We start from the raw sequence: 23,477 nt of genomic DNA on the forward strand, positions 1-23,477 counted from the left end.
GCCACGCACTGATCCAGGAACCCTGCCGTCGGGTCCCCGTCAACCGCCGACCTGACCTGCCCGGCGGCAAACGGGCGCAGGTTCGGCTTGTCATAGGGCGAGCGGCCGATCAGCACGCCATCCCTGCCCGTCAACGTCTCGCTCTTGAGCGTCGGCACGTGGACGTGGCCATCACCGGACGGCACGGCGACCGCGCCCGGACCGTCGATGTGTCCGGCCGTCACGGTGCGAAACAGCTCTTCGGACGTCAACGCGCGCCCTTGCTGGCTCTCGAGCCAGGCCCTGGCCTTCTCGCGCGCCTCATCCGCCACCAGTTCGCTGCGCGGATAATGTTGCGCCGCCAAGGCGGGCAGGGACGATCTCCTTCCCTCGCCAAAGGCAGCCACCCGATCGGAATCGCCCGTTTGACCGGCCCGGCGAACCGTTGGCATACGCGCGGCCAGCGAGGCCTTGATGAAGCCGCAGCCGTCATGCGGCCGCAAGGCGATCGGGCCTGCCTTTCCAGTCAGCTTGAAGGGATGCTGCTCATTGGCAGGGCGGTCCGGCAGCAGCGACAGTTTGAAGGCGCCTTCCAGCGCGTAGTCGTGGGGCCCCAGACCTTGAAGGGCAGGAGGCGCGGCAAAGCCCCGGCGCTGCGTGTAATAATAGGCCTCCTTGAAGGGGGCCCAGGCGCGCGATAGCTGCTCGAACGCCGTGCCCGGAGCGGTTTCGGCATAGGGAATGGCCAGCAGCTTTCCCCCGGAGGCCCTTGCTGGCGCCGCGTCCGGGCTGCGGGCTGCGATCTGCGACACCGTCGGTTGCGGTGCTTTCAACTTGCTGCCGCCAAACAGGTCCATGCGGTATGGCACACCCTCGACCGTAACCGTCCGCGCCAGCATGAAGGCGCTCGGCTTGCCCGGCAGTTGCACCGCGACCGCCTTGATGGCTCCCGAGGTCAGGCGATGGAAAGCTGAATAGCGTGTCTCGGGCTCGGTGGCCACGCGCTGCCCCCGTATGTCCACCACCGGCAACTGCATCAGTCCCGCGTCGCCCTGTGGCGGCCTGGGCTCGTGGTCCATGGCTTGCAACACCTGGTGGACATCGAAGACGGACGCTGGATGCTGGGCCTGGACGGTTGCCGCATTGTGCGCCATGAACGTGTCCAGCGCATCGACCGGGCTATCGGCCTCGATCTCCGCGATCACGTTCCAGCTCATGTTGGAAAGGTCGCCTTCGATGAGGTCGCGCGTGCTGGCCAGGATCTGCCTGGTCTCACGCTGCAGCTGTTGCTGGGTCATCCGCAAGTCGGGCTTCCTGCCCTCGACATACGGTCGCCGGTACAATGACTCCAGGACCGCGCGGGCCTTGAGCACCTGATAGATCGACAAGGCGGGACAACGGCTGGAGCACGGTCCGCGTGTCTGCTCGGCACTGCTTGCCTGCAGATGCGCCTCGATCTTGTGCTTCACGACCGGCTGGATGTCCTTCAGCAGGTTGAGCGCCTGCCTGCGGTGCCAGCGCAGCTGCTTGTGCGGGCTGCGCGCCAGCGGCAGCAGAGCGGCGCACAGATTACCCATGCTTTCGAGGTTGTTCTCAGTGGCAAAACCAGGGGCGCGGTGCAATTCCTGAAGCCGATCCAACCCTGCCCGTGCCAGCGAACCGAGATCGTCAAAAAGCCGGGCCTTGGCCAGCGCCCTGAAGATGTTCGTGATGCCCAGAGCGTCGGCCCGCTCCAGCCGATCAGTGGCATAGTGGAGGTGATGGGCCAGCTGATGCAGCCTATCCCTCAGCAGGGCGGTCTCTGTAATCTCTCCGCTGCCCTCTCCCCTCTTGCATTCCCGCGCCAGATCATTGGCGATCGTGCTGAGCGCAGGTGTGGTGAATGCTGCGAAGCGCAGGCCTGCGGAGCCCAGTCTACGCGCAATGTCCATTATCGCCTGGTGGCACGCCGCTTCTTCCGGCCACCTGCTGAACCCGTTCATCAGGTTCGCCAAGTGCTGGGGAATAAAATCAGCGAGCTCATCGGCACGGCCGAGTACTTCGCCGGCGATCGCGACCGTCGCCTGGCGACACTCCACCGCTTCCGGCCATTTGCCGAAGCCGTTGACCAGGTTCGCCAGGTGCTGGGGAATAAAATCAGACAGCTTGTCGACGCGGCGAAGCACCTCACCGGCGATCGCGACCGTGGCATCGCGACAGTCGGTCCCGTCAGACCATTTGCTGAAACCGTTCGCCAGGTTCGCCAGTCCCTGCGGAGCAAAATCAGACAACCGGTCGGCGCGGTCGGCACGGCCAAGGAGCCCAACGCCGAGCGCGACCGCGGCTTGGCGACACTGCGCCCGTTCCGGCCATTTGCTGAAACCGTTCACCATGTCCACCATGTCCTGCGGCGTAAAATCAGACGGCCCACTGGCACGGCGAAGCACTTCACCGGCGATCGCGACCGTGGCTTGGCGACAGTCGGCCTCTTGCGGCCACTTGCTGAAGGCATTCACCAGGTTCGACAGGTGCTGGCGACTAACATGAGACAACGGGTCGTCACGGCGCGTGACCTCACGGGCGATCGCGAGCGTTGCATCGCGACAGTTCGCCTGTTGTGGCCACTTGCTGAAACCATTCACCAGGTTCGTCAGATTCTGGTAACTAAAACCACGGAGTTGGGCGCGGCGGCGAATGACCTCACGGGCGATCACGACTGTGGCTTGATGATAGTCCGCATCGTCCGGACATTTGCTGAACCCGTTCACCAGGTTCGCCAGCTCCTGCGGAGTAAAATCAGCGAGCCCTTGCTCGCGGGCGCGGCGAGAGAGTTCTGTGGCGATCTTGATTGTGGCTTGGCGATAGACCGCTTCGTCTGGCCATTTGCTGAAACCGTTCACCATGTTCGCCAGGTCCTGGTGATTAAAATCAGAGAGCCCGAACTCGCCGGGGGCGACGCGGCGACCGACCTGACCGGCAATCGCTCCGATGACGTGGCGAGCCCACTCCTCTTGCGGCCACTTGCTGAACCCGTTCACCAGGTTCGCCAGGTGCTGCGGATTAAAACCAGGGAGCCGGGCGGTCTGACGGTCGGCGCGACGGAGGACCTCACCGGCCATCGCGCCTGCGGCTTCGCGAGACGCTGCCTCTTGCGGCCACTTGCTGAACCCGTTCACCAGGTTCGCCATTTCCTGCTGAGTGAATTCAGAGAGCCGGGCACGGCGGTTGCGGCGGAGCACCTCGCCCGCGATTGCTACTGTGGCTTGGCAAAAGACCTCCTCTTCCGGGCATTTGCAGAACCCGTTCACCAGGTTCGCCAATCCCTGCGAAGTAAATGCAGAGAACCGGGCATCGGGGACGCCAGCGCGGTGACTGACCTCACTGGCGATTGCAACTAAAGCGCCGCGGCAGTCCTCCGGCCACTTGGCGAAGCCGTTCACCATGTTGGACAGTTCCTGATGTCCAAAATCAGAAAGCCAGACGTTGCGGCGACGGGAGCGACGAAGGACCTCACCGGCGATTGCTGTTAAGGCCTGGCGAGCGTTCGGCTCCGCCCATTTGCTGAAACCGTTCACCAAGGTAGACAGGTTCTGCGAAGGAAAATCAGAAAGCTGGCGAGCGCGGCGACAGATCTCGGCGGCGATTGCAAGTGTCGCCTGGCGGGGCGTGCTTTCCTGGGGCCACTTGCTGAAGCCGTTCACCAGCAGTCCGAGACTTTGACTGTTGAGTTCTTCAAGTATCCCGCTTTCGTCGCGACAAACTTTGGCGATCCTGATCATTCCATTGCGGCATTCCGCTGCCCGGGAATGCCGACCGAATGATGATGCGAAGAGCGAAAGCGCCTTGCCTTCGACTTCGTTCACTAGCGCATCACTAAGCTGCGACACCCGAGCTGCCATGGCTCTGCAAGCTTCGATACCTGCCTGCCCCCCAGCCTCCCGGCTCACTGCGTTGCATGTCGTGGCGTACCCCCATGATTTCCAGGCGCGGACATCGTTCTCCCAGTTTGGGACAAAGTCACGTGCGAACCGGGCGGCCGCCTTTTGCAGAAACATTGCGTGGTTCGCGTGCCCCGCTCTTTGCAGCACCCTGTCATGCTCCACCACCGCACGTGAGAATCGGCCGATGTCGCGCGCGGCATAGATGTCATGCAAAGCCACATTAAGTTGTGTTTCAGAGATTGCGTGTTGGTCATGCTGGGCCGAGACGTCGTCGATACGCCGCTTTCCTGGCCCTGCATCCAGGTTGGACACGATTTGCCCACGAGGTGGGAGAGCGTCTGCTTGCCAGCTCCCGGCTTCTTGATCGGCGAGCCAGGATTCGCCTTCGTAATGCAAAGAGCTTTCTTCTCGGCCTGGCGCTTCATCCTCCGGCAGTGAGGGAAAACGACGACGCCGCCCCCCTATTGCACGCGGCAAAGCCCCGGGAGCCCGACGGGCGGCAGTGGAGGAGCTGGTAGGCCTGTCTCGAACAGCCTCACTGGTAAGGGGCGGATTGCGAACGGAGGACGTCCCCTCATCTTGAGGCTCGGGACGTATCCCCTGGACAATCGAGCTGAACGATCTACTGCCTGCTCCAGGGGCAATGGCTGGTTCTGGGCGCGAACTGCTCGGCCCCCATGTGCCGTCGGCTCCAGCATCCCCACTGTGCGATTTCCCAGATCGGCCAATGCCTGTCATAATTTATCTCCAATGCAGGCGAAAAGTGCGCGGGCAAGGATTCCGCTGGCTGAATTTAGGCAAGTGGAGGGTCCGCATTCGCGGCATGACAACACTCCGAGCCAGGATGATTCACCGTTGCGGCAAATCAGACGCCCTCCGGCAACCCATGCTGCCGCTCATTCCAATCCATTTGATTATTGCTACCATCCACCGACTGCGACACATGGATCTCGCCAGAGCGCGGCTGGCCATCCTTTCGGCAATGGTCGCGCTTTGACCGTCGTACATAGCCATCGCCGCTGACATAAACCTGACTTGCACCCAGCCGACACGACTTTGGCAAACGCGACAACTACCGCAACAGCAGCTGCAGCACTGACTAAGGCATGGCAAGGTCAAGCGTCGGGTGAACATGCTGGGCGAAGAGGTAGCGTGGCTCTCAGACGGCGTCCAACAATTGGGGCTAATGCAAACTTGATGAAGTCCCGGGGCATGCGGCGCCGATCAGGCCGACCTGCAGGAGATCGAGCTTTCCGCGGCGATATCATCTGGCTTCACCAGCTTGAGCTTTGGGATCAGCCCCTCTGTCTGCCTCGTTTGGCCAGGGTTCAGTGTCGCTGCGCCGTCGCCCGTGATGCCGCTGGCGAACGACGCGATAAGGCTTGCACTAGCGTCCGCGATCCAGATCCGGTTGCGGCCCTTGGTCAACGGCACCGTCGCCTGGCGACGGGAATGGAAGTAAAAATCGGAGCACCAGACGGGCGGCGCAATCCGAAGCAAGCGCTCGATAATTGGGCTGCCCGCCGTAGTAGTAGCCGCAATGTCCACGCAGAACGGCGGCGCATTCGTGCTGCGTGACCAGCGGCGCTTGCATGAGCCCCCCAATCTCCCGGCGTCTGGGCGCGAGGTGACAGAAGTTGCGGACCCGAAATTCGTGTCGAGATCACAGATCAAGCCCTTGAAACGCAACGCTTTATCCATCCACAGTATGGATGAGAAACATCGAAACAATCGATTTTACCAATTTTGCAGAAGCCTGCATAAGAAGGTTGCATACGAGGACTCTTATGAGCAGGCACCCGCGATGGTTGTCGATGTTAGCGTTGCGTCCGAGGAGAATTTTCTAATGTAGCCAGCATCAGTCAAAATTCATCTTTCATCGTGACCAAGGTTCCTCCTGTTCTGCGTAAGCTGCATTCGTTTGGCGCGAAACTTAGGCGTTTAACTCAAGATTAGGCAATCGCCATGGGCGAGAGAAGACTGGATCCTGCCATCCAAGATCGAACACCTAAAACAATCTGTGCAGAGTTCATTTTCTCGATAAAGAATAAGATACCCTTGATATCCGGGACAAGAATTTATGATATCCTGATAATGAATTGGAACAAAATTATTTCTGAATTAGAAATCCATTTTTTACTTTAAAACTAAGCTCTTCTTTGATCGGAGCGAACCGCTCGTCAACATGCCCAAGAAGTCCAGAACCTCCCAAATTTCTCGCGATCGACCGCAAAATGAATCGTTGGGAGGTTCGTCAGCTTCTCGAAAGCTAACCGTCCTACTCATGGAATGTGATTCTCTGGACGGAGCCGCCGGATCTATCGAATGCAAGGGCTGAACTCAGGAGGATCGATGCGTAGAGAAATCGCAGACGTGGCACGCGGAATTTTTTGTTGGGCGGCCGGTGATGTTCGGTCCCGTCAACTGGTCGATCACTTCTTGCATGTTGTTGCTCGTGCCGTAGTCCTATGCGTCCCCTCGATTGCAAGTGGGAAACAGTGTCCGGCGCTTCCGAGATCGCGTGACCGGAGACTGCATGATGATACGCACTTCAGCGAAATTTCGAGTTCCCTGCCTCCGGGGCCGCTATACCCGGGCTATGGCGGCTGTCAGCGGAAGACGGTGCACCGGAAATCGGGCTTCTCGTCGGTTCGAACTGGATTCTCGCTTCAAGGAATCCGCAGAGGGATCGTCGCTATGACTTCGCCTCCTGGCTGAACGTGCTGCGGTTGAGCGGCTTGCCTGCGCCTTAGACGATTATCCATCGGAAAGAATGATGGCGAATACGCGACGAGTTGCGCGACTGATCATGTCGCCGCGGTCTCACAGCCGACGGTGACGTCCCAATGGTTTGTCGTGCCTTGATAGGAGATGAAAATGCGAACGCTGCTCGTTGATCATCATACCGATCTTACGCGCTCGGTGCGAGGAGCGCTCGCGGAGTGCGGTTTCACCGTTGATGTGGCTCGTACCCTGGAAGAAGCGTCGACTGCTATTTGTTTCGCGAGCTATGAAATACTCCTGCTAGAGCTCGCCCTGCCGGATGGAGATAGCTTAGATTGGCTGAGGCAGTTAAGGCGTGACGGGCATTCAATTCCTGCCATCATCATGAGTAACCTCAACGATCTCGACAGGCGAATCGCGATTTTCAACGGTGGCGCAGACGATTTCCTGCCCAAGCCCGTCTCTAGTGATGAGCTCGTTGCCCGAATGCGAGCCGTTCTGCGTCGATCAACACAGGTGACCGACCCCATAATTGAATTTGGCAATCTCACCTTCGATCCGATTAGCCGACAAGTTTGCGTTGGTGGTCGGCCGCTAAAGATCGCGCGCCGCGAACTGTCCATTCTTGAGCATCTGCTCAACCGCGCAGGCCGAACCGTGCCTCGCGAGCAGCTGGAAGACAGCGTCTATGCGTTCAACCACGAGGTCTCGGCCAACGCGCTCGAAGTCGGAATCTATCGCTTACGCGGACATTTGACCAAGTCTGCTGCAACGCTACGCATCAAGACCGCGCGTGGCATCGGCTACATCCTTGAATTGACTGGGACGGCATCGGCCCGAGTTGATCGAACTGGAAAGCAATGACTGCCTTGAACATCGTTCGCAAGAATCACTCTGGTGGCGATCGGCGGTCGATCGTCATTAACACCCTGAAATCGGGTGTTTTTCCTTGCCTTCGCCACTTCCTGTGCGCGGTCATTCTGCTATCTCCACTTTCTGCCGTTGCCCAGGTCAAGCAGGATGACAGTGGGGAGACGTCGCATGCCTCTCCTAATAGCATTAGCGGCACGCTGAACCTTTCCTCCTCGCTCGGCAAGACAGTTCATCTGTCCGCGCCCGCCGCAAGCATTTTTGTTGCCGACCCAACGATCGCAGACTATCAGGCACCCTCGAACAAAACCATCTTCGTCTTTGGCAAGAAATCCGGGCGGACGACCTTGTTCGCCCTCGACGAGAACGGAGAGGCTCTCGCCCAGTTGCAGATTGTCGTGGCGCAGCCGATCGAGGACCTGCGCGCCATGTTGAGGGCCCAAACCGGCGACTACCCGATCCACGTCAGCTACACGCCGCGCGGCGCAGTCCTGAGCGGTACGGCACCCAATGCTGAAGTCGTCGACACCGCAATGAAGATTACTGAGCAATTTCTCGGCGCCGGTGCGCAGATCGTCAATAAAATCCAGGTCACCGGGTCGTTGCAGGTTAATCTAAGTGTGCGCGTAGCGGAGGTCTCGCGTAGCGCCATGAAGAAGCTCGGCGTCAACCTCTCTGCTTTCGGTCAAATCGGCAATTTCAAAGTCGGCTTGTTGAGCAGTGGCAACGAGGCTGGTTTCGACAGCGGCAATAAGGCAGGAATCGGATTCAGCGATGGCAATATCAACGTCAGCGCGGTTCTCGATGCGCTCGCCACGGAGCATCTTGCGTCCGTATTGGCTGAGCCGAATCTCACCGCAATGTCCGGCGAGTCCGCCAGCTTCCTGGCTGGCGGCGAATTTCCCATTCCGGTCGTGCAGAACAATGGGCAAGCCTCCGTCGAATTCCGGCACTTCGGCGTCAGCCTGGAATTCGTACCGACCGTTCTCAGCAACAATCAGATCAATATTCGCGTAAAGCCGGAGGCCAGTGAACTATCGTCACAAGGAGCCGTCCAAATGAATGGTATCTCGGTGCCTGCCATCTCCACGCGGCGTGCCGACACGGTTGTAGAGCTCGCCAGCGGCCAAAGTTTCGCAATCGGCGGGCTGATCAGGCGCAGCGTCAACACTGATATCAGTGCCTTTCCTTGGCTTGGTGACGTGCCGGTCCTCGGCGCGCTGTTCCGTTCGTCCTCATTCCAAAAAGAGGAAACGGAACTGGTTATTATCGTCACGCCTTACATTGTACGGCCTGGATCGAGCCCGAGCCAGATGAGCGCACCCACCGACCGCATCGGGTCGCCCTTGGGTGTGGGGGGCACTCCGACAAATTCGTTGGCAACTCCGCCGCCAAGCCACGGTGCTCCTCGCCCCAGCGTATCAAGTCGCGCCGGCGGTGCCGGCTTTATTATCGAATAGCGATCACCCAATGATGTTGAGGATCATAAGCCTTCTAGTCCTGACCGCCAATATAGCTGGCTGCACAACCAGCGCGCCGCTCTATGTCGACCCATCGGCACAAGCGATCCTTGTGCGGCAGGAGAACAACGTCCTGCTGTTGCAGGGCCTTCACGCGGCCGAGCGCCAGCGTCTGCGTGGTTTCATTGCGAGTGCCAGTCGCGGTCGAGTCGACGCGCTCCAACTCCTTATCAGCGGCCCATCTCGGCCCAGCGCACAGATAGCCAGTCAGGCCAGGAAAATGGGGGTCGACGCTTACAACATCCACCTGCTGGACCCCAGTATTGATCAGAACGACGGCGTCTCGGTAAGAGTAGAGGCGATTGTCTACAGTGCCAGTCCTCCCGTGTGTCCGTCGCTTTCCAGCCCGTTAGGCAAAGACAATTCTTTCGACCAGACGCTTGGCTGCTCGACCCGCCACAATCTGGTGGTCATGGTCAACGATCCGCGCGACTTGCTCGACAACCCGGCTGTCAGGCCAAGCAATGGCGATCGTGCCGCTATCCCCGTTGCCAAATACAGGACCTTCGCCACGGACAAGGACGCACCAGAACCAGGAACTTAACAACCCACGCTGATAAAGCACCCCTGATGACAGCGGTTGCGAAACGGGCGGCAAAGGTTGTTGGCTAGCGCGAAACGGTTTGTGATGCGCAGCAACTAATTGGACCACCTTCAGGCGTAGGCGGCCCGCGAGCTAATCGCATTGCATGTAGGGGCGACCACGGCAGAAATTACAGCGCTGTCCGCCATTGGAGTTTGAGTAGCGGATGTCGGTAACTATGTGCAGGCTCAGTGGAGAGCCGGTGTTGAGCAAAACCGCAAGGGTACTCATTCCAGCAGCTTGCCGGTTCTCCATAAGTCCACCATGAAGGACGGTCTTGCCTTCTTGCCCTGTCCCTTGCGGTGGAGCCTAGCGTTGGGATCGGCATGGGCTGGTTCGACAGCTTCTGGCCATCGCCGCCGCATTCTGCTGGCGAATCGCCCAAGCTGTCCTTCGGCATCACACTCTTCATCGAAGCCCAGGCCTCGATCAGCATGCCGTCGACCAAGACGTGATCCGTAGACAGAAGCCCCTTCCCTGGTCTGGGCCAGCTCGGCAGCCAGGACCTTCGCCGTGATGTCGCCCTCCAGCAGCCGGGCGCAGCTGTTGAAGAGCACCGAGTGATCCCCGGGTACATCATCGACGCCGATGCCGACGAACCGCGAAAGAGAAAGTATACTCCTGCTGCTCCATAAAAAGCTGCTCTGAGCGGATCGAGTAGATGCCTGCAACAGCATCGGCCGAAGCCTTCTCGGGCGGGACCGAAGGTCGCCCGATCGGCGAAACAGCGCGGCAAACCTCGCTCGATTATTCAAACTGACCATAAGTAGCTGATTTCACTCGCAATTTCTCAGTTTAGACGACAATAAGCCGACATGGGCCGTCAAAAAGCTACACTGTTGATTTTAAACATATTTTTCAGCGAAAAGTTTTTCGTGTGGCTTCGGTATCTATCGAGGTCGATTGCCTCTGAGAACCGATTTTTAGCGGCTGGGAGCCGCTCCGCTACCAGCGGAAAAGTACCGTCATGCCTCTTATAGCAGCGTTTTGTCGCCCGAACGAGGCCCGTCCGACCCACGTCCCAGAGCAAGCCTACGCAAGGGCCTGACGTACCGTTGTCGCCCCCATTCCGCGCCCCTTGAGTGTCAGAAAAAGATGTACTATTTTCTGACGCATGAAAGCCACTGTCACATCAGTTCCGGATCGGATCATGCGACGCGCCCGCGCTGGCGGGCGTGGCGGCGTCTTCACGCCTCGTGACTTCCTGGACGTGGCGGCGCGCGCAGCGGTCGACCAAGCCCTTTCCCGTCTGGCGAAGACCGGAAAGCTTCGCCGCCTGGCGCGCGGCCTGTATGATTTCCCCAAGGTCCATCCCAAGCTCGGGCCGCTTTCTCCAACTCCGGACGACGTTGCGCAGGCGCTTGCACGCGAGACCGGCTCGCAGGTGCAGATGGCTGGCGCGCGCGCGGCGAACGCGCTCGGCCTCTCGACTCAGGTTCCGGCGAAGAGCACCTATCTGACCGATGGCCCCTCCCGCCGAGTCGTGCTGGGCAAGCGCGTGGTCGATCTGCGTCACGCCTCGCCCAAGCATCTGATTGCTCCGGGCAGCGCGGCCGGCACCGTCGTCCAGGCCCTGCGTCATGTGGGGCAGGTGCGTGCCGCCGACGTCGCACAGATCGCAGCGCGTCGTCTGTCGGCCAGCGACAAGAAGACGCTCGCCTCCACCGCGGTCCAAGCACCCGCCTGGATGCGGCCGACGCTCGTCTCGATCGCAAACGCAGCGTCGGGCGATCTCGATGGATAAGGTCGCTCTACTTCCAGCCACCGATCGGGCGGCTCTTTTTGGCGAGACCGGCGCAGGTCGAGGGGTCGCCGACACGATCATCGAAAAGGACTTCTGGGTCTGCTGGACCTTGAAGCGGCTTTTCGGCCTGCAAGGGAAGGACGCTGCCACCTTGGTCTTCAAGGGTGGCACGTCCCTTTCCAAGGCGTTCGGCGCGATCCGCCGCTTCTCCGAAGATATCGATCTGTCCTTCGATCGCGCCGACCTCGGCTACGTCGGCGACCGTGATCCCGAGAAGGAGGGAATCAGCCGGAAGAAAGCGGCTCAACTCATCGAAGACCTGGTGGGCGACGTCGAGGCGCATATCGCCGAGAAGCTGCTTCCGGGGCTTCGCGCCGCCATCGCGGAGCAACTCGGCGAACCTACCGATGGCGCCTGGTCGCTGGAGATCGACGCAGGCGACGCGCAGACCGTGAACTTCCACTATCGACCGTGCTGCCCGCCGCCGAATATGAGGGCATGGCCTACATTACGCCGCGGGTGAAGCTCGAACTCGGCGCGCGCGGCGATCCATGGCCGACCGAGGAGAAGGTCATCCGCTCCTATGCGGCGGAGGACTATCCCGACTTCTTCGAAGATCCCGACGCCGTCGTCACCGTGCTCGCGGCGCAACGGACCTTTTGGGAAAAGGCCACGGCGTTGCACGCAGAGGCCCATCGCCCCGCTGAATCCGCGACGCCGCAATATTTCTCACGACACTATTACGACCTCGCCATGCTTCTCGACACGGACGAGGGCAAAGCCGCCGCAGGCGATTTCGGCCTTCTGGCGACAGTGGCGAAGCACAAGGCGACCTTCTTCCGATCGGGCTGGGCCAGCTACGACACTGCGCGGCCAGGGACGCTGCGCCTTATACCGAGCAAGGCGCGGATCAGGGACCTGCGTGCAGACTATCGTGCAATGGCGCCGATGATGTTCGACGACAGCCCGCCCGCCTTCGACGCCATACTTGCAAGAATCGAGAAGCTCCAAGAAAACATCAATAGCTATGCGGCGTGAGATGTGCTGGCGCCGGTCGCACGAGATGACCATTCGCCAGAAATGCAACTCTGGACTCCCCATTGAACTGGAGAGAACAGGGGTCTCAGATTATACAGCACTTGAATTCCCGCGCCACCTGTCGTAAATAATACGACACATGACGGAGCAGCGACCATGACCAATCCCCTGATGGCAATTAGAGCGGCGTCGAGCGTCGGAAGCGAGTTTGAAGAGCTCGTGAACCTATTTGGCGGGCCGAACGTCCTAAAGCATCCCGTATCCAATCAGATCGAAGCTCACGAACTAATCCTCCACGGTATTCCGAGTTTGGCTCTTGAGAAACTCGTGACCCATCTCCTCGTCATCGACCCCACCGATGCCTTCGAGAAGGCTTTCGGTATGAGCGAACGCACATTCCAAAGACACAAATCCGACCGCTCCAGGACGCTCAACACTGAGCAGAGCTCTAGAACATGGAACTTCGCGAGAATTTTGACAAAAGCTACCTCTGTCCTCGGTTCCCAAGATGAGGCCGAGAAGTGGATGATTCAGCCTGCGATGGGGTTGGATAATCGAAGGCCGATTGATCTTTTGGCTACTGCGGCCGGCACCGAGCTCGTACAGGAGTTCCTGGAGCGTTTAGACTACGGTGTCTATGCATGACGCCTTTACCAGGCTTGCTCGGAAATAGAGAGATCATAGGCTGGAGGCTCGACCACAACCGTTTCAGGTCCACCTGGGATAGTGGCGAGGGTTCGTTCAAACTGGGTGCAAGATGGAATAGCAGAGGCGTTAGGGCAATCTACGCTTCAATCGATCCGTCTACTGCGATTCTCGAAGTCGCCGTTCACAAAGGGTTTAGAACACTCGACACCGTTCCCCATGTTCTGACGTCTTTTGAAATTAGAGAACCATCCACTATTCATGTCGTGGACATGGGGGACATTCCAAATGCCAATTGGCTAAGGCCAGGCATTCCCAGCGCAGGGCAGCAGCACTTTGGCGATGCTTTACTCGCAACGCATATGTTTGTTCTGATTCCAAGTACGGTATCGCACCACAGTTGGAATTTGGTGTTTGATCCAGCCAGGGCCAGCGGTCTCTACACGCTTCGATCCCAAGAGGATTTCGCGCTGGACACGAGATTGCATCCACCAACGCCATGAACCCACGACTTTGACCTCATCTCAGTCCATGCCTGAAAAGCCCTGCGCCATTGAGTCATCGGCAAAAAATCAGCTTTTCGATGACATTCCGCGGCTCGTGAAGACGCCATCACGGTAGCTTTTTCTACGAGAATATTTACAACATCACCCCGCTCCCACTGATGACGTACATTCGGCCATGATAGAAACCCCGATCTCGAAGTGAGGACGCCAGCGGGCGGAAAGTCCTTTTTTCTTCAATGCCTTATGGGGCAAAAAGTGCCCTCACTAACCTCATTGACTGTTGACGGTACTCAGAAAAGTTCGGGCGGGCAATATGTATGCGACCCGTCAGGCGGTCCCTCACAGCCAATCTCTGCGTACCGATTGTCGCTGATTGTCTTTGGAGTGAGTTATTTTTGTTTTCAGTACGTTACGTCGCAGATTAGCGTATTTTTTCGGCGGCGTTTGAGTGGGTCCGAATCATTCCCGCTCCAACGCACATCGCCGCACATCGCCAGCCCCTCGTTCATGATCGCCCGAATACGCCGCAACGGATAGTCCCGCTGGCCCCGCGCCTTGAGGTCACCCGTTCATCTGCGAATGTCTCTGGAGCCAATCAATCACGCTCCTCAAGTTACCAAGAGCAAATTATTCAACATCCTTCTAATCTAAACTAGGCCGGCGGCATACAATACCTTCGCGACCGGCTCGAAATACTTCTGTGGGACGGGATCCCCCAGCTTTGTCGTGGGGATGAGCTGGCGCGCCAGGACATCATCATCGACAATGGTGAGACGTAGCGCCCGCGCCTCATCAAATAGCTGAGAAGCAGCCTCCCCCTCGCCTCGGCAAACCAGTACCGGCACCCCGGTCTCGCCACGGACGTAACGCAGACCAACCAGTATCGCGCGCCCTCTCAAGATCAATGTGGCGCGATGCACGCCAAGCGGAAGCTCGCTAGCCATTTCGTTGCGGAGGCGACGTCGTTCACGTTTCAATTCTGGCTCGCCTTGCTGATCCTTCAGCTCGCGCTTCATCTCGGTGTCGGTCATGCGCATGTCGCGCAAAAACAACCCGCGCTGAACCAGGAGATCAATCAATCCGCCGATCAGAAAGAAGCCGGCAGCAATCCCAATCAGCAGTTTCACCTCTGCAAACACAAAGCCGACACAGCCCATGCCGCAGATCGGCAGATAGACCATCGTCTTCCACATGCCGAGAACGACGAGGAGAAAGACTGCGCTGAGGACGAAAACCTTCACCAACGTCTTCACAAGCTCGGTTAGAGAGCGCATCGACGCGATGCGCTTCAGCCCTTTGAAGGGGTCAATTTTCTCATATTTCGGCATCATCGGCTCGAAAGAGAAGACCAATCCACGATTAGCGAGAAGTCCCGATAAAACTGCTGCGACGACAATAATCCCGAGGAATGGGCCAACGATTGACACTGCAAGTTCGGTAAAAAGGACCAGCGCCTGCTGAACCGCGCTGTTGAAGGGCATATCTTGCAGCTTGTCTGTTAGTAAAAGCGCTTCCTGGCATTTATCCTCGATGGTGCTCGCTTTTAACCATAGATATCCCAGCCCGGCGCACGTGCTGGCAGCGCGGACGAAATCGGCGCTGCTTGGAATCTGCCCTTTCTTGCGCGCTTGGTTCAGCTTCCTGGGTGTGGGTGGATGTTTCTTTTCTTCGCTCGTGTCGCTCATCAGGCAGCCTCGCGATTGCGCTGAATCCGTTCAAGGGCGGACTGGGCGTTGGTCCCGCGCCGCCGCGAGGACGGCCTTTGCTTGCCCCACGAGGGCCCAAATGAGGCTTGAGGCTTTGCAGTGGCCGGGAGCTCCAGACGGGCTACAGGAAGATGCGCCACGGACACCTCCACCAAGATGTGCCCAGAGCGTCGATTGATCAGCACCTCGTGAGGGCAGCTTCCGGCACCGGGCACCCGACCCCAGTTTGCAAAGGTGCATCCATGACCATTTGGGTTGGTGTCGATTGGGGCGGATCGAACCATGCCGTTTGTATCGTCGACCCTGCCGGCTGGGGCCTGGATCACTTTGCCGTCGCCCACGAGCGGGACGGGCTTGCTGATCTCGCTGCCTGCCTGCGCCGGTATCGCACGCCCGGCGAGACGCCGATCCCCATCGAGCGGCCCAGTGGGCTCGTCGACGTGCTGGTCGAGGCCGGGTTCGTCGACACCCTGCCCTACCCCAATGTCGTCAAGGCGTGCCGGCGCCGCTATCGCGCGGACGCTACCAGCAGCGACCCCGGCGACGCCTGCATCCCCGCCGACATTCTGCGGATCGAGGGCCACCGGCTGGCGCCGTTTCGGCCACAATCTGACGCCATCAAGGCCTTGTGCGCGCTGGTTCGCGGCCGTGACAATCTCATTGCCAGAAAGGTCGTGCTCGCCACTCAGCTCCGCGCCCTGCTCGAAAGCTATTGGCCAGGTCCGTTCGACCTGTTCGCCGACATCGCAAGCCCCATCGCGCGGGCTTTCATTCAGTGCTACCCGCCGGAAGGCGCCGGCCGCCTGGCTGAGAAGCGAATGGCCGCATTCCTCGCCCAGAACCAGTATTGTGGCCGGCTCTGCTCCACTCCCAACCCAACCGCCACGGAGGCTGACGCTAAGGGCGAACTCTCGCGCGTCAGTGCCAGCACACTCGAAGGCCTCGTCGCCCAGATCGCCAAGCTCTCCAGCCGCATCGAGCCCCCCGTTGCTCGACTGCCGGAAGGACGCATCGTCATATCCTTCCCCGGGGCCGGAAAAATCTGCGCCGCCCAAATCACCGGCGAACTGGGCGACGGGCGTGTCCGCCGCCAAAGCGAGGATCATCTCGCTGCGGAGGCGAGCGTCGCTTCCGTCACATACCAGAGCGGCAAATCCCGCAGTGTCGGCTGGTGATGGGCCTGCAACAAACGCTTGCGCGCCGTCATGACCTGCTTCGCCGACAACTCCAGACAGGCAAGCCCATGTGTCGCGAAGGTCCATCAAGACGCCAGAAGACGCGGATACCAGCATCCGCTCACGCATGGATGTGCATTTTCTGGAGAGCATGGCAAGACGACATGCCCTACGATCCAAAAACACCCCCCTGCCTGGCCTCTGCTTGTCGCTGGTTGGCAAAGGACCTCTCTCATTTCAGCAGCTTCTCAAACCACTCCAGCGCGCCGTTCGACCAGACGATTTCCGATTTCATGCCTTCGACGAGATAGACAGTGTAGGTGACCATGATGATCGGAAAGCCGATATTCTTGATCGTCGGGGAGAGATCGCTCGGCTTGAATTGCGGCGCATAGCGCCCGACTATCATCACAGATATATCGACCAGGAGTAGGAAGGCCACCACAGGTCCAGAGACCAACAGAGTCGTGCGCATGATGTGGTCCAGGAGCCCCATCAATTCCGTTGCTCCTTGCGCAGTCAGGGTGGGTTGAAACCGATACACGGGCCAGATCAGATAGCTGCCATAAAGGCTGTTGATCATAACCTCCAGACCTCCCGACGCGACAAAGATCGTTGCCGCAGTGATGCCGAGAAAAACTCCCGTCGCCGAAGCCTGACTGCGCGTAGCGGGATCGTCCGAAGCGACCTGGCTGGTGATGCCGCGCTGGGTGTCAATAATCTCACCGGCCGCCTGCAGGCTCCATAGCGGGATGCCGAGCAGCGTGCCAAGCAGCAGGCCGACAAAAACCTCCTTCAAACCGAGCAGCGTTACCTGAATAAGACGTGTTTCCGGATCAATCGCCTGCAGGTCGACGCTGATCTGCGCCAAGCATGGTAGTGCGAACGCAACAGCCAAGCAGCCGCGGATCAGCCCGCTAATCTGAGATCGCGTAAATATCGGGAGGACCAGCATAATACCGACGGCGCGGGACGCGCCAAGTCCAGCCGCAACGATGAATTCGATGGCGGCCTGGATCAGACTTTGAGAATCAGAAAGTGACAAGCCATACATGGGAATGGCTAGTAGCTGGATGTGATTGCGGGAAACTCAGCAAAGATCTGGTTGGTGTATTCTATAAGCGGGGCGCTCAGCACAGGGGAAAACAGACCAATGACGGCAACAACGACCAGAAGTTTCACGGCGAGTGGCAAGGAATCATTCTGGATCTGCGTCGCCGCCTGGAAGATGCCAATGCCCAGCCCAACAACCACCGCCGCAATGAGTGGTGGCAGAACCCAGATCATGAAAACCACGAACGATTGGCTCATGTGAGTTACAATGCTGGCCTCGTCCATACTCAACCTCCCGGTGTTGTGTAACTCAACACAAGCCCGTGCGTTAGTTGCGACCAACCGTCGATAGTGACAAATAGAAACAGTTTGAAAGGCACAGATATCACCGCCGGGGACACCATTGACATGCCCATGGCCATCAGAATTGTCGTTACGATAAGATCGATGGTGATAAAGGGAAGATAGAGAAGAAAGCCAATTTCGAAGGCACGCTTGAGTTCTGAGATTAGAAAAGATGGTATCAGAATGACGAGGTCATCAGGTGCAGCGCTGGCGCGCATATCCTGTGGCCAGACTTGTTGGGTCGAGGATAGGAAAAACCGGCGTTGTTCTTCATTGGTGAACCTCTTGAGATAATCACGCAAGGGTTCCCGCCCCTCTTTAGCGGCGGTCACCCAGTCATCGAACGTTTGATAATGCAGTTTCGGATCCGTGACGCGAGCATAGGTTTGCTCAATAACAGGCGCGCTAACGAAAACGGTGAGAATCAATGCAGCGGCGTATAGCACGATGTTTGGTGGTATTGTCTGGGTCCCGAGCGCGTTGCGGACGAGGAAGAGGACGACCGATATCTTTACAAACGCCGTGGTCGTGACGACCGCCAACACCAGCAGACCGAGTCCGGCTGTAACCGCAAGTAATGCCAGGATTCCTGGTTGAACGTCAGTCATTGCATGCCAGTCTGCCACGGAGTCTGATGCCCAGCCCGTCGCCGATGCGCACGATGTCGCCGCAGCCGATACGCTGGCCGTTGGCAAGAATATCGACCGGGCCGTCGATCGGCCTACCAAGTTCGAACACATGCCCTTCGCCGGCACTTCTCAATTCTCTTAGCGGCATCGACCAGCGGCCGCATTCAAAGACCAATGTGATCTCGACATCGTCGAGATCGGCTTCCGTCGGCGCTTGCTGTGATTCGGGTTGTGTCGTCATATGTGCATTCTCCAAGCGGCATGGTCGCGGGCGAAAAGGGCGCCGCAGAATTAGGCGGTCCCCGGCAATATCTGCCGCGGCCCATAACCGGCCCGCAGATAGGATGATCTGGCCGCGCCCAAACGGTAATACATCCGGCAACAGCGCATCACCGGCACGTGCGTTGCGAAGAAGCGCGGCCGAAGCGCTGAGCGAGCCGATCTCTGCTGCAACTGTGATGGGGAGCTCTGAAAGCAGGTTGCACGGCTGTCGCTGCAACTGGCCAAGCAATTCGCCCAACGCGCAGAATGCAGATGGGACACGACCGTCGAGAGGCGAGAACAGGAACAGACGAACTTTGCCGTTGACTGGACCGCAGACGATGTCGAATTCCAGATAAGGAGCTGGCGTCATGGGGTCGCCTGTACGAAGGAATTGCACGTTCCGCTGTGTCTGACTCTCCAGTCGAGCGATAAGCGGCTCGAGTGCAAGTTCGAGAACAAGCGAACCAGTTGGTTCGCAAGGTAATGCAAGACCATTCTGCACTGTTGAGATGAGCGCCTCTGCAAGTCGACGGCACAACGACAAGACGATCGTTTCGTCTCCGACGCGCCAAATGCAGTCAAACATTGGAGCCGTAGAAGGTTCCTGCTGCCAGACAATCCGTTCCATCCGCACAGATAGCGGCATATCGCCAAGCCGGCTTTGAAAGGCCATGCGGGGGGTCGCGATTTCGTTGATCCACGAGACGACGGCGCGGGACAGAGTTAGCGATGGTTTGAGCGTAGCGTGTCTGCCCACAGGAGTTACCGGGGGCGGCTCTACAAAACGGCACGACCGCGCCGCGGTAAGAGGATGAGCCGTCATCATATCGGGTCGCCCGACATTTGGGGACGCGAAACCCTCCCATACCGAGGCATGCTTTCGTCATCGGCCTCTATCTCGGCTGCGGACTCCGAATGGGTGTCGACCGCGCGCCGAACGTCGCCCTCGATCTGTTCCCATTTGTGCCTGGCCGCCGAACATTTGACCCAGTGGGCCCTTGTCTCAGACGCCGCCGTCTCGGCCTCTTCTTGAGCGACGTGCGCGTCATCAAGCCTCTGACGTCTCAGGGTGATCTCGGTCTCAAGCCGCTCAATCAGGAGCTTGCCACGATCGAGTGCTGCGACGGACAAGGTATCGAGCGATATTAGCTGTTGATAAAGCTGCACTTCGGCCGCTGCACGGCGGTCCTCTGCGATCGCAAGCTCCTTGGAAGCTTGCTGTGTAGCCAAGGCCGCGATCTGGCGCTTGGCTTCCATATTGGACAGGTTGCTAAGGGCACTGCGCTCTCGCATATCCTTCAGAAGCCTTAGCCTCGAAGCGTGAACACGATTCACGCGGTCAGACGTGACATCCATTCGACGGTTTCCTCAAAACTGGACGTCTCGACTTCGCCCTGGCGCAAAAACTCCTGCAGATCATCGATCGAGGCGATAGCCCGGTCAGTCAGCGGATCGCTGCCATGCTTGTATTCACCGACCTTGACCAAAAACTCGGACTCGGCACTGCGCGAGAGGAGGTCACGGAAGAAGGACGCCGACCTACGATGTGCAACAGATACGACTGCATCCATTACACGGCTGCGGCTCTGCAGCACATCGATAGCGGGGAAATGCTCTCGCGCCGCGATCGTGCGTGAAAGGACGACATGGCCATCGAGAATGCCGCGCGACTCCTCGGCGATTGGATCTCCCACACCGTCACCCTCGACAAGCACGGTATAGAAGGCTGTGATTGAGCCACGCTCCCCCATGCCGGCACGCTCCAACAGGCCTGGCAGCGTGGCAAAGACGGAAGGAGGAAAGCCCCGCCGGGTCGGCGGCTCACCCGCAGCAAGGCCGATTTCGCGCATGGCGCGGCAAAGGCGCGTCAATGAATCCATCATCAGAACGACGCGTCGCCCTTGTTCGCGAAAATACTCGGCGAGTGTGGTTGCCATATGCGCACATTGCGCCCGCTCTATTGCCGAGCGGTCGGAGGTTTCGACGACAACGATCGTACGACGAAGGGCTGCCTCCCCAAGATGCCGCTCAATGAATTCACGAACCTCGCGCCCACGCTCGCCTATGAGCGCGACGATGGTAACGTCGGCTGCCGCGCCTTTTACGATCTGTGACAGTAAGGTTGACTTGCCGCAGCCCGCCTCTCCATAGATTCCGATCCGCTGGCCTTCGCCACATGTCAGTAGACCGTCCAGGGCACGGACGCCGAGTGGGAAGGGCCGCTCGATTATGCGCCTTGTCATTGGGTTGGGGGCTCTGCCGCGCAGCGGACGGGTTTCAGCGGTTTTGACAGCGCCTTTGCCATCGAGCGGACGTCCGAAGCTGTCGATCACGCGGCCGAGCAAATTGGCCCCGACTGGCACTTCATGCATTCGTCCCGTAGCCACCACTTCTGCACGGCTGGACAGGCCGACCAAGTCACCGACCGGCGTGAGCAAAACGCCATTCTGAAACAGACCGACCACCTCGGCTTCCAACGACCACCCGGTCCGCGGATCCTGCAACAGACAGAGTTCGCCGATACGGGCGTCTGGCAAGACGGCATAGAGGAGCGTTCCGATGGCCCGCGTGATCCGTCCGCGTACGACACGCGTGTCGATATGCTTGGCTTTAGACCTCAGACCAGACAGCTCTGTATCCAGAGTTCTCTCTGCAGCGGGATTGCTGTGCTCGGGCATCCGCATGGTCACAGTTCGTTTTCTTCAGAACGCAACCCAAACCCGAGGCGCAGCGCGCGTAGCTGCGCAGTCAGCCCGAGATCGACATTGCCATATTCGCTCCACAGCACGCATTGCTGCGGCGACAGCGCCGGATCGGGGTCAATCCGGACCTTCGGCCGCCCTTCCCTTCCATCGCATTCAGCGAACTCGCGCGCGAGCGCATCGACTTGCGTGGGAGACACATGAAGACAAACTTCGGCGCCACCATATTCCCGCTCGATCGCACGACGAACGGTCTTCACCAGCAGATCGCCTGGATCAAAGGCACCCAGAAGATCGCCTACGATCTCCATCACGAGCTGTGGCAATTCTTGCTCCAGAACGGTCTTTCGCCGTGCCACTTCAGAGACTGTCCGCCCAATCAGTTGGGCCATCTCCTCGGCGCCGTCGTTGAATCCCTCGGTATGACCGCGCGCCCGTTCGCGCCGATAAGCCGCGCGCGCCCAGCCGCGAACCCGCTGCAGATACCGTTCGGCCGCCGAACGCGCCTCCGCGGCATTGTCCCAGATTTCGAGCTCACTTGCCGGTATCAGTGGCCCGACTGGGCGCATCTGCGGAGCAACCGGCGCTGCTGGATCATCGAACGTCATATCGTCGGGGTCTCCGCAACCAAATAGGCTACCACTAAAGAAAACAACTGGCCTGCAGCATTGCGGTGCTCAATCGCGGGCTCATCGGCGGCGGTCCCAACAGGCAGGCGCAGCAGCACGCGGTTCCGGTCAAGGGCTGAATTTTCATCGAGCCAGGCGCCAAGACAGGCATGCCCATCGTGTTCAATCTGTTGGGCGAGTTGCTCTGGATCGTCAATCGGTCCGGTTGCGATGGCATGCGCCAGATGTCGGATGCCAAACGCGTGCGCTTCAGCGCCGATAGATTGGATCAGAACGGTGAGATCAGGCTTTGAAATCAGCTTCAGCAGCGAGCGGGCATGCCAGAGGCTTCCGGCAAGCAGGGCCGCTCGACGCGGATCATGTCCACGCAGAAGGTCCTGACCCCAGCGGCCTTCATTCAAATTCATTTCATCGTCGAGCAACAGTCCTGCCAATCTCACTTGAAGCCTCCGACTCTTCTGCAACCGCACCAAGGTCGCGGCCGACAACGCCGGGTCAAGACGTGCGGCAAGTCGAGTCGGATGAATCGCAGCAGCAAGCTGGCTCAAGCCCACGGAAGCCGATTCGGGCGATCGATCACGCATCGCCGACCATCTTTTTAGCAACAGACTCGATCGCAGGCACACCCGCGCGCCCTTCAAGCTTGGTGGGTTCGCGCGATTGCCTGCGCTGGCGCATACGAGCGCGGCCCAAGACATAGCTTAGAACGCCGATCACGGCCGCGGCGAAACCCACAGCAATCGCCAGCAAAGGCGCCGGAATCGATTTAGATGCCTGGGTCAAAACAGCCGCTGGCTCAGCCCGTTGCTCAAATGCGGGCCGTTCCACTGGCACGAAAACCACCTCCACCTTATCGTAGGATAGGCCCTCGATGCTGTTGGCAATGAGCATCTTGATTTGCGGTAGCAGAATTGAGAGGTTTGCCTTAGCGTCATGTCGGATAAACGCCGACGCCGAGGATGGCGTGGCGCCCTCTCGTAAAAGGTCGTTATGCGGCAGAACGACATGGACGCGCACCGAGATGACGCCGTCGATGTCGCTGATCGTACGCGACAACTCTTCGTTCAGCGCATAGACATAACGCGCGCGCTCTTCGGTCGGCGACGCGATCAGACCCGATCCTTTAAATATTTCGCCGAGGTTCTTGAAAGACTGGTGCGGCAGCCCCTTGGCATTCAGCAGGTTGATCGAGAAGGCAAGCTGCTTTTCTTCGACCTGAATCGTGCTGGTCCCATCCTTTACGGCGACACGGACCGCATCGACGCCACTGTTAAGCAGGAGCGCGAGCATGTCGTTCGCCTCGCGCTCCTGCAATTTCGTGTAGAGATCGGCCTTGCAGCCACTTAGAGCAAACAGAAGCGGCAGCACAGCACAACAAGGCCATAGCCGACCAGGCGGCCGGCTATGGGTGATCTCGCCATGCGTTGCGCCAACCATGGGCGACA

Annotated in this window: 21 protein-coding genes and 1 pseudogene; 9 read left to right on the forward strand and 13 right to left on the reverse strand. The window is 59.0% G+C overall.

What is annotated here, in order from left to right:
* Positions 1-3,821 (reverse strand): annotated as a pseudogene (locus tag OHD58_RS25730) (hypothetical protein); the annotation flags it as partial.
* A gap of 1,302 nt (positions 3,822-5,123) precedes the next feature.
* Positions 5,124-5,588: a hypothetical protein gene (locus tag OHD58_RS25735; RefSeq protein ID WP_263806540.1), complete on the reverse strand. Its 465-nt coding sequence runs from the start codon at positions 5,586-5,588 to the stop codon at positions 5,124-5,126.
* Between the two features lie 1,188 nt (positions 5,589-6,776).
* On the opposite strand from OHD58_RS25735, the gene OHD58_RS25740 reads away from it, so the two are divergent.
* Genes OHD58_RS25740 through OHD58_RS25750 form a run of 3 tightly spaced genes read left to right on the forward strand, consistent with a single transcriptional unit; the run spans position 6,777 to position 9,557 of the window.
* Positions 6,777-7,487: a response regulator transcription factor gene (locus OHD58_RS25740; protein ID WP_006205126.1), complete on the forward strand. Its 711-nt coding sequence runs from the start codon at positions 6,777-6,779 to the stop codon at positions 7,485-7,487.
* Positions 7,484-8,953: a type II and III secretion system protein family protein gene (locus OHD58_RS25745; protein ID WP_263806541.1), complete on the forward strand. Its 1,470-nt coding sequence runs from the start codon at positions 7,484-7,486 to the stop codon at positions 8,951-8,953. The genes OHD58_RS25740 and OHD58_RS25745 overlap by 4 nt, the downstream gene beginning before the upstream one ends.
* A gap of 10 nt (positions 8,954-8,963) precedes the next feature.
* Entirely contained in the window at positions 8,964-9,557 is a 594-nt protein-coding gene (locus tag OHD58_RS25750) for a CpaD family pilus assembly lipoprotein (RefSeq protein ID WP_006205124.1), read from the forward strand.
* A 266-nt stretch (positions 9,558-9,823) separates the two neighbouring features.
* On the opposite strand, the gene OHD58_RS25755 is transcribed toward OHD58_RS25750, so the two are convergent.
* Positions 9,824-10,273: a hypothetical protein gene (locus OHD58_RS25755; protein WP_412177293.1), complete on the reverse strand. Its 450-nt coding sequence runs from the start codon at positions 10,271-10,273 to the stop codon at positions 9,824-9,826.
* Positions 10,274-10,746: 473 nt separating this feature from the next.
* Between OHD58_RS25755 and OHD58_RS25760 the strand changes: the two genes are divergently transcribed.
* The 5 genes from OHD58_RS25760 (at position 10,747) to OHD58_RS25775 (ending at position 13,526) form a co-directional block, all read left to right on the forward strand.
* The gene (locus OHD58_RS25760; RefSeq protein WP_040583658.1) at positions 10,747-11,340 is read left to right on the forward strand and encodes a DUF6088 family protein; all 594 of its coding nucleotides are present in this window, start codon (positions 10,747-10,749) and stop codon (positions 11,338-11,340) included.
* A complete protein-coding gene (locus tag OHD58_RS30800) occupies positions 11,333-11,863 on the forward strand; it encodes a nucleotidyl transferase AbiEii/AbiGii toxin family protein (RefSeq protein ID WP_412177294.1) in 531 nt (176 codons plus the stop codon). The genes OHD58_RS25760 and OHD58_RS30800 overlap by 8 nt, the downstream gene beginning before the upstream one ends.
* The gene (locus tag OHD58_RS30805) at positions 11,839-12,378 is read left to right on the forward strand and encodes a nucleotidyl transferase AbiEii/AbiGii toxin family protein (protein ID WP_412177295.1); all 540 of its coding nucleotides are present in this window, start codon (positions 11,839-11,841) and stop codon (positions 12,376-12,378) included. Before OHD58_RS30800 ends, OHD58_RS30805 begins: the two co-directional genes overlap by 25 nt.
* Positions 12,379-12,534: 156 nt before the next feature.
* On the forward strand, positions 12,535-13,023 hold the full coding sequence (locus OHD58_RS25770; RefSeq protein ID WP_263806542.1) for an antitoxin Xre/MbcA/ParS toxin-binding domain-containing protein: 489 nt from the start codon (positions 12,535-12,537) through the stop codon (positions 13,021-13,023).
* Entirely contained in the window at positions 13,020-13,526 is a 507-nt protein-coding gene (locus tag OHD58_RS25775) for an RES family NAD+ phosphorylase (RefSeq protein WP_263806543.1), read from the forward strand. The genes OHD58_RS25770 and OHD58_RS25775 overlap by 4 nt, the downstream gene beginning before the upstream one ends.
* A 650-nt stretch (positions 13,527-14,176) precedes the next feature.
* Here OHD58_RS25775 and OHD58_RS25780 read toward each other — a convergent pair.
* A complete protein-coding gene (locus OHD58_RS25780; protein ID WP_263806544.1) occupies positions 14,177-15,214 on the reverse strand; it encodes an EscU/YscU/HrcU family type III secretion system export apparatus switch protein in 1,038 nt (345 codons plus the stop codon).
* Between the two features lie 263 nt (positions 15,215-15,477).
* Between OHD58_RS25780 and OHD58_RS25785 the strand changes: the two genes are divergently transcribed.
* Positions 15,478-16,410 (forward strand): IS110 family transposase, encoded by a 933-nt coding sequence (locus OHD58_RS25785; protein ID WP_263806545.1) that lies wholly within the window; start codon positions 15,478-15,480, stop codon positions 16,408-16,410.
* Between the two features lie 232 nt (positions 16,411-16,642).
* Here OHD58_RS25785 and sctT read toward each other — a convergent pair whose 3' ends face one another.
* Genes sctT through sctJ form a run of 9 tightly spaced genes read right to left on the reverse strand, consistent with a single transcriptional unit; the run spans position 16,643 to position 23,469 of the window.
* A complete protein-coding gene (gene sctT / locus OHD58_RS25790; protein WP_263806546.1) occupies positions 16,643-17,464 on the reverse strand; it encodes a type III secretion system export apparatus subunit SctT in 822 nt (273 codons plus the stop codon).
* A gap of 8 nt (positions 17,465-17,472) precedes the next feature.
* On the reverse strand, positions 17,473-17,748 hold the full coding sequence (locus OHD58_RS25795; protein WP_006205112.1) for an EscS/YscS/HrcS family type III secretion system export apparatus protein: 276 nt from the start codon (positions 17,746-17,748) through the stop codon (positions 17,473-17,475).
* A 2-nt stretch (positions 17,749-17,750) separates the two neighbouring features.
* A complete protein-coding gene (sctR, locus tag OHD58_RS25800) occupies positions 17,751-18,416 on the reverse strand; it encodes a type III secretion system export apparatus subunit SctR (RefSeq protein ID WP_006205111.1) in 666 nt (221 codons plus the stop codon).
* Positions 18,409-19,524, reverse strand: coding sequence for a type III secretion system cytoplasmic ring protein SctQ (gene sctQ / locus OHD58_RS25805; protein ID WP_412177298.1), 1,116 nt, complete (start codon positions 19,522-19,524; stop codon positions 18,409-18,411). The genes sctR and sctQ overlap by 8 nt, the downstream gene beginning before the upstream one ends.
* Complete coding sequence (locus OHD58_RS25810; protein ID WP_263806548.1) at positions 19,524-20,057, reverse strand: hypothetical protein; 534 nt, start codon at positions 20,055-20,057, stop codon at positions 19,524-19,526. Before OHD58_RS25810 ends, sctQ begins: the two co-directional genes overlap by 1 nt.
* The gene (gene sctN / locus OHD58_RS25815) at positions 20,033-21,379 is read right to left on the reverse strand and encodes a type III secretion system ATPase SctN (protein WP_193364574.1); all 1,347 of its coding nucleotides are present in this window, start codon (positions 21,377-21,379) and stop codon (positions 20,033-20,035) included. Before sctN ends, OHD58_RS25810 begins: the two co-directional genes overlap by 25 nt.
* A gap of 8 nt (positions 21,380-21,387) precedes the next feature.
* Positions 21,388-22,011, reverse strand: coding sequence for a type III secretion system stator protein SctL (gene sctL, locus OHD58_RS25820; protein WP_263806549.1), 624 nt, complete (start codon positions 22,009-22,011; stop codon positions 21,388-21,390).
* A complete protein-coding gene (locus OHD58_RS25825; RefSeq protein WP_263806550.1) occupies positions 22,008-22,616 on the reverse strand; it encodes a nodulation protein NolU in 609 nt (202 codons plus the stop codon). Before OHD58_RS25825 ends, sctL begins: the two co-directional genes overlap by 4 nt.
* Complete coding sequence (sctJ, locus tag OHD58_RS25830) at positions 22,609-23,469, reverse strand: type III secretion system inner membrane ring lipoprotein SctJ (RefSeq protein WP_263790871.1); 861 nt, start codon at positions 23,467-23,469, stop codon at positions 22,609-22,611. The genes OHD58_RS25825 and sctJ overlap by 8 nt, the downstream gene beginning before the upstream one ends.
* Between the last annotated feature and the right edge of the window lie 8 nt (positions 23,470-23,477).

The sequence above is a fragment of the Mesorhizobium sp. ZC-5 genome (genome assembly GCF_025753855.1).
Classification (GTDB): Bacteria; Pseudomonadota; Alphaproteobacteria; order Rhizobiales; family Rhizobiaceae; genus Neomesorhizobium.

Bases quoted from the DNA above. Each gene is read 5' to 3' on its own strand.
- OHD58_RS25770 (WP_263806542.1), top strand. From the start codon at position 12,535: ATGACCAATCCCCTGATGGCAATTAGAGCGGCGTCGAGCGTCGGAAGC.
- OHD58_RS25825 (WP_263806550.1), bottom strand. From the start codon at position 22,616: ATGCGTGATCGATCGCCCGAATCGGCTTCCGTGGGCTTGAGCCAGCTT.
- OHD58_RS25755 (WP_412177293.1), bottom strand. From the start codon at position 10,273: ATGCTGTTGCAGGCATCTACTCGATCCGCTCAGAGCAGCTTTTTATGG.
- sctT (WP_263806546.1), bottom strand. From the start codon at position 17,464: ATGTATGGCTTGTCACTTTCTGATTCTCAAAGTCTGATCCAGGCCGCC.
- OHD58_RS30800 (WP_412177294.1), top strand. From the start codon at position 11,333: ATGGATAAGGTCGCTCTACTTCCAGCCACCGATCGGGCGGCTCTTTTT.
- sctQ (WP_412177298.1), bottom strand. From the start codon at position 19,524: ATGACGGCTCATCCTCTTACCGCGGCGCGGTCGTGCCGTTTTGTAGAG.
- sctR (WP_006205111.1), bottom strand. From the start codon at position 18,416: ATGACTGACGTTCAACCAGGAATCCTGGCATTACTTGCGGTTACAGCC.
- sctN (WP_193364574.1), bottom strand. From the start codon at position 21,379: ATGCCCGAGCACAGCAATCCCGCTGCAGAGAGAACTCTGGATACAGAG.
- OHD58_RS30805 (WP_412177295.1), top strand. From the start codon at position 11,839: ATGGCCTACATTACGCCGCGGGTGAAGCTCGAACTCGGCGCGCGCGGC.
- OHD58_RS25745 (WP_263806541.1), top strand. From the start codon at position 7,484: ATGACTGCCTTGAACATCGTTCGCAAGAATCACTCTGGTGGCGATCGG.
- OHD58_RS25795 (WP_006205112.1), bottom strand. From the start codon at position 17,748: ATGGACGAGGCCAGCATTGTAACTCACATGAGCCAATCGTTCGTGGTT.
- OHD58_RS25740 (WP_006205126.1), top strand. From the start codon at position 6,777: ATGCGAACGCTGCTCGTTGATCATCATACCGATCTTACGCGCTCGGTG.
- sctL (WP_263806549.1), bottom strand. From the start codon at position 22,011: ATGACGTTCGATGATCCAGCAGCGCCGGTTGCTCCGCAGATGCGCCCA.
- OHD58_RS25775 (WP_263806543.1), top strand. From the start codon at position 13,020: ATGACGCCTTTACCAGGCTTGCTCGGAAATAGAGAGATCATAGGCTGG.
- OHD58_RS25785 (WP_263806545.1), top strand. From the start codon at position 15,478: ATGACCATTTGGGTTGGTGTCGATTGGGGCGGATCGAACCATGCCGTT.
- OHD58_RS25750 (WP_006205124.1), top strand. From the start codon at position 8,964: ATGATGTTGAGGATCATAAGCCTTCTAGTCCTGACCGCCAATATAGCT.
- OHD58_RS25810 (WP_263806548.1), bottom strand. From the start codon at position 20,057: ATGGATGTCACGTCTGACCGCGTGAATCGTGTTCACGCTTCGAGGCTA.
- OHD58_RS25760 (WP_040583658.1), top strand. From the start codon at position 10,747: ATGCGACGCGCCCGCGCTGGCGGGCGTGGCGGCGTCTTCACGCCTCGT.
- sctJ (WP_263790871.1), bottom strand. From the start codon at position 23,469: ATGGTTGGCGCAACGCATGGCGAGATCACCCATAGCCGGCCGCCTGGT.
- OHD58_RS25780 (WP_263806544.1), bottom strand. From the start codon at position 15,214: ATGAGCGACACGAGCGAAGAAAAGAAACATCCACCCACACCCAGGAAG.